A 2,281-nucleotide genomic window follows, 5' to 3' on the forward strand; every position below is an offset into this window, starting at 1 on the left:
GGTCGTGCGGCACCACCGGGGGGACATCGTCCCGCGCGCCGAAGCGCTGCTCTACGCAGCCGACCGCGCGCATCATGTCGCGACGGTCGTGCGTCCCGCGCTCGAACGCGGCGAGGTCGTGCTCCAGGATCGCTACCTCGACTCCTCGGTCGCCTATCAGGGCGCCGGGCGCGTGCTCGACGGCACCGAGATCCGCGATCTGTCGCTGTGGGCGGCGGAGGGCGCGCTGCCCGACCTGACGGTGCTGCTCGACCTCGACCCGGATTGCGCGCGTGTCCGTCTCGATTCGGCCGACAAGCCCTTCGACCGTCTCGAGGCCGAGAAGACCGAATTCCACGCTCGCGTCCGCGATGCCTATCTCGAGCTGGCGGCGGCTGAACCCGAGCGCTTCCTGGTCGTCGACGCCGCAGGCACCCCCGAGGGCATCTCTCGACAGATCCGCGAACGCGTGTCGACGCTGCTCGGCTGAGCGCTCCACCACCCCCATCGCGACCGAGTGCCCGTGCACGTCGGTGCTCCCGATTAGGCTGAGTGCATGCCCCAGACTGTCGCCGCCCCTTTCCCGTGGGCCGACGTGTGGGGGCAGGATGCCGCGGTCGAGACGCTGCGCAACGCCGCCTCCGATCCCTCGGCTCTCTCTCACGCCTGGCTGATCACCGGCCCCCCGGGGTCGGGGCGTTCCACGCTCGCCTACGCGTTCGCGGCCGCGCTGGTCGCCGACCGTCCCGATGACGAGGCCGCGATGAGGCAGGTCCTCGCGGGAACCCATCCCGACGTCACGGCGCTGCGCACCGACAAGGTCATCATCACGATCGCCGAGGCGCGCGCCCTGGTCGAGCGCTCGTACTTCGCTCCCTCGGCCGGTCGCTATCGGGTGATCGTCGTCGAAGATGCCGACCGGATGGTCGAGCGCACATCGAACGTGCTGCTGAAGGCGCTCGAGGAACCGCCCGAGAAGACGGTCTGGATCCTCTGCGCTCCCAGCGAAGCCGACCTGCTTCCCACCATCCGCTCGCGCGTGCGCTCCCTGCGGCTGCGTGAGCCCGATGTGGCAGACGTCGCCCGACTGATCACGCTGCGCACCGGGGTCGACGACGCCGTCGCCGAGCAGGCCGCACGGCACGCCCAGCGTCATATCGGCATGGCTCAGCGCCTCGCGACCGACGACGCCGCACGTCGTCGCCGCGATGAGACCCTGAGGTCGGTGCTCGCTGTGCGCGGCGTCAACGACGCGGTCGAGGTCGCCGGTCGGATCATCCAGGCGGCCACCGACGACGCCAAGGCGCTCACCGCCGAGCGCGACGCCGCCGAACGTGCGAACCTGCTGCGCATGGTGGGCGTCGCCGAGGGGCAGGCGGTGCCTCCTGCGCTGCGGTCGCAGATCTCCGCACTCGAAGACGATCAGAAGAAGCGGGCGACGCGCAGCCTGCGCGACGGCATCGATCGCGTGCTCACCGACCTGCAGTCGCTGTTCCGCGATGTCGTCATGCTGCAGTTCGGCAGGGACGACGAACTGATCAACCGCGAGCTGCGTGAAGACCTGGCGGCGCTGGCCGCCTCGTGGCCCGAGACCCGTACGCTTGTCGTACTCGACCACCTTGCCGATACTCGCCAGTCGTTGGAGCGCAACGTCGCACCGCTGCTCGCCCTCGAGAGCTTGCTCGTGACTGTCACGAGCGGGAGGACACCGTGAACACTCGACCGACTTCCCGCATCCGACGCGCCGTCGCCGTGATCGCGGGCCTCGCCGCCGCATCCGTCGCACTGTCGGGCTGCCTGTACGCGATGATTCCGGAACAGGCCGAGCCTCGACCGTCGACCACGAACGCCCCCGACACCGAGGGCGTCGCCGAAGACCTGTTGCCGTTCTACGGGCAGACACTCACCTGGACGTCCTGCGGCAGCGGTTTCGACTGCACCGATGTGACTGCGCCGCTCGACTGGGAGAACCCGGGCGACGGCGAGATCACGCTCTCGGTCGTTCGGCACCAGGCCACGGGCACCGCGCAGGGCTCGCTGTTGACGAACCCCGGTGGGCCGGGCGCGAGCGGCGTCGAGCTCATCCGGGATTCGCTCGACTTCGCCGTGGGGGCCGACCTCATCGAGGACTACGACGTCATCGGGTTCGACCCGCGCGGCGTCGGCGAGTCCAGTGCCGTCGCCTGCTTCGATGCCGCAGGCATGGACGACTACCTCTACACGATCCCCGAGGCGAAGCGGGGGAGCGCCGAGTGGGAGGCCGAGCTCCCCGAGGCGCACCAGTCGTTCGCCTACGCGTGCG

2 protein-coding genes and 1 pseudogene are annotated in these 2,281 nt (G+C 70.1%); all 3 read left to right on the plus strand.

The features are described from left to right. Positions 1 to 469: dTMP kinase (gene tmk, locus J7E68_RS15590; RefSeq protein ID WP_215174109.1), on the plus strand; the 469-nt coding region annotated here is incomplete at its 5' end. A 66-nt stretch (positions 470 to 535) separates the two neighbouring features. Continuing rightward, complete coding sequence (locus J7E68_RS15595) at positions 536 to 1,693, plus strand: DNA polymerase III subunit delta' (RefSeq protein WP_215174111.1); 1,158 nt, start codon at positions 536 to 538, stop codon at positions 1,691 to 1,693. Further along, a pseudogene (locus tag J7E68_RS15600) lies at positions 1,690 to 2,281 on the plus strand (alpha/beta hydrolase); the annotation flags it as partial. The gene J7E68_RS15595 and the pseudogene J7E68_RS15600, both read left to right, overlap by 4 nt.

Origin of the sequence: Microbacterium sp. ISL-103, assembly GCF_018613995.1 — a bacterium.
In the GTDB taxonomy this organism is placed as follows: domain Bacteria; phylum Actinomycetota; class Actinomycetes; order Actinomycetales; family Microbacteriaceae; genus Microbacterium.